The 2405-nt window shown below is 62.0% G+C and carries 3 protein-coding genes; all 3 read left to right on the top strand.

Features of this window, described 5'->3' with window-relative positions; all coding sequences use genetic code 11:
• Window positions 1–355: FAD-binding protein (locus GSM73_RS27895; protein WP_256677071.1), on the top strand; the 355-nt coding region annotated here is incomplete at its 5' end.
• A 15-nt stretch (window positions 356–370) separates the two neighbouring features.
• Window positions 371–1141 (top strand): electron transfer flavoprotein subunit beta, encoded by a 771-nt coding sequence (locus tag GSM73_RS23345; protein WP_047230385.1) that lies wholly within the window; start codon window positions 371–373, stop codon window positions 1139–1141.
• A 329-nt stretch (window positions 1142–1470) separates the two neighbouring features.
• Window positions 1471–2037 (top strand): GNAT family N-acetyltransferase, encoded by a 567-nt coding sequence (locus tag GSM73_RS23340; protein ID WP_047230578.1) that lies wholly within the window; start codon window positions 1471–1473, stop codon window positions 2035–2037.
• The last annotated feature ends 368 nt before the right edge of the window (window positions 2038–2405 follow it).

Below are 2405 nucleotides of genomic sequence, written 5' to 3'. Positions count from 1 at the left end.
CAACGGGGTCAAGGACTGGGCGCTGTTCCACCAGACCGCTGCGGCCCTGGGCGCCACCGAGGGTGCTTCGCGGGTAGCGGTGGACGATGGCTTCATGGCGCGGGATCGCCAGGTTGGCGCGTCCGGCACCTGGGTTACGGCGCGGGTCTACGTCGCGGTGGGGATTTCCGGGGCTATCCAGCACCTGCAGGGCATCGGCGCCTGCGACAAGGTGGTGGCGATCAACCTCGATCCGGGCTGCGACATGATCAAACGGGCAGACCTGTCGGTGATTGGCGACAGCGCGGCGATTCTCCAGGCCTTGATCGCGGCGGTAGAGGCGTACCGCAACGAAGCCAAGCGCGATGCGGCTTAAGCTAAGGATTCAACCATGAGTACTCAAGTGATCAGCCTGGTGTCCATCGGCGCCCACCCCACCTCCGGTCGGCCCCGGCGCGCCGAGCAGGATGCGCGGGCCGTGGAACTGGGCCTGCAACTGGCCGGCAACGACCTGCAAGTGCTGCACGCAGGCGACGTGGCTGAACCGGCCCTGCGCGCCTATCTGGGCATGGGTCTGGACGAACTCTACGTACTGGATAACCCCGCAGGTGCCGACGCACTGCCGGCCCTGACTGATTATCTGCGCGACGCGGGAGCCCAAGTGGTGCTCACCGGCAGTCAGGCGGAAACCGGCGAGGGTTCCGGCATGTTGCCGTTCCTGCTGGCAGAAAATCTCGGCTGGCCGCTGGTGGTGGGGTTGGCCCAGGTCGAATCCATCGACAGTGGCGTAGCCTTGGTGCTGCAAGCCTTGCCCCGCGGCCAGCGGCGACGTCTCAAAGTGCGCCTGCCGTTCCTCGCCACGGTGGATAACGCGGCCCCCAAACCCCGGCAAAGCGCCTACGGCCCGGCCCGACGCGGGGCGTTGCACGCTGAAGAAGTCGAGGTGATCGACGACGCCCTGTTGGCGGTGGCGACCCTGCAACCGGCCAAACCACGGCCCAAACGCCTGAAAGTGATCAAGGCCAAGAGCGGCGCCGACCGCATGAAAGCCGCCACGGCCAAGGCCAGCGGCGGAGGTGGGCAGGTGCTCAAAGGCGTGAGCCCGGAGGCGGGCGCCGAGGCGATTCTCAAGTTGCTGATTGAGGAAGGGGTGGTTCGCTAAATCCAGGCTCACCTTGTCCCTTGTGGGAGCGAGCCTGCTCGCGATAGCGGTCTTCCATTCACCTCGATGTTGACTGGCATGGCCCCATCGCGAGCAGGCTCGCTCCCACAAGAGCTGAAGTTTACCCACAATCCCTGTGCGCGCCTCTGTGGATAACCTGTTCGATCCTATCCAGACACCGCGCAAATCAGGCCTTTCAAGCCTTCGCTCAAAAAACGTCCAATCTGACCCGCTGCAACATCCAGCCATAAAACCGCTGCCCTGGCATGTTGTCGTGACTCAAACCTGCGCCTAAAAAAAGCTGTTTGACAGCTAATGGAGCCACATCAATGGAAGTTGAATTTCGTCCGGCGTTGCCCACGGATACACGGGAGATCGCTCGTCTGTTCCGGATTTCCTCAGAGGGCGCGTCGGATTACATCTGGAGCCAGCTGGCGGAGCCCGGGCAGGATCTGCTGGAGGTCGGGGCTGCTCGCTATGCCCGTGAGGATGTCGATTTTTCCTACCAGAACTGCCTTATTGCAGAAGCCGGCGGACAGGTCATCGGCATGATGCATTGTTACGTGACGCGTGAGGATCCGCTGGCGACTCCCGTCACTGATCCGATCCTGGCGCCCTACGCCGACATGGAAGTCCCCGATACCCTCTATATATCGAGCCTGGCCCTGCATGAAGGTTGGCGTAACAAGGGGCTCGGCGTGCGCTTTCTCGAGCGAGCGCAACAACGTGCCGATCAACTGGCGCTCAAAGGCCTCAGTTTGATCGACTACGCAGCGAACACCGGCGCCCGGCGCTTTTATGAGCGCCACGGTTTTGGCATCGTCAAAACCTGCCAGGTCGTCCCGCATCCGCTGATTCGGGTGACGGGGGAGGCGTATTTGATGCATCGGCCTTAACCGTCACGACGGCCTCACCAGACACCCTTGTGGGAGCGAGCCTGCTCGCGATAGCGGTCTTCCATTCACCTCCATGTTGACTGGCATGGCCTTATCGCGAGCAGGCTCGCTCCCACAAGGGGCTGAGGTTTACCCACAATCCCTGTGCGCGCCTCTGTGGATAACCTGTTCGCCCCTCGCCACACCCCACGCAGATCAAGCTCCCCAAGCCTGCGCTTAAAAAACAACCAGCCTAACTCACGGTTTTTCCTGGATTTTGTTTGTGAATAAGCGTGAGCGCAGGACGCTACTTGCCCCCAATCTCTGTTGGCGCTTCTGTGGATAAGATGTTCGCTACCCTCTACAGGCCATACGGAACGGGGCTTTCA

Source organism: Pseudomonas sp. PICF6, assembly GCF_009831705.1.
GTDB lineage: Bacteria > Pseudomonadota > Gammaproteobacteria > Pseudomonadales > Pseudomonadaceae > Aquipseudomonas > Aquipseudomonas rhizophila.
The sequence above is the reverse complement of the archived record's forward strand: the minus strand, read 5'-3'. Positions and strand labels throughout refer to the sequence as shown.

What these genes read in the sequence shown, in the direction of transcription:
- GSM73_RS23345 (WP_047230385.1), top strand. Translation starts at nt 371, where the DNA reads ATGAGTACTCAAGTGATCAGCCTGGTGTCCATCGGCGCCCACCCCACC.
- GSM73_RS23340 (WP_047230578.1), top strand. Translation starts at nt 1,471, where the DNA reads ATGGAAGTTGAATTTCGTCCGGCGTTGCCCACGGATACACGGGAGATC.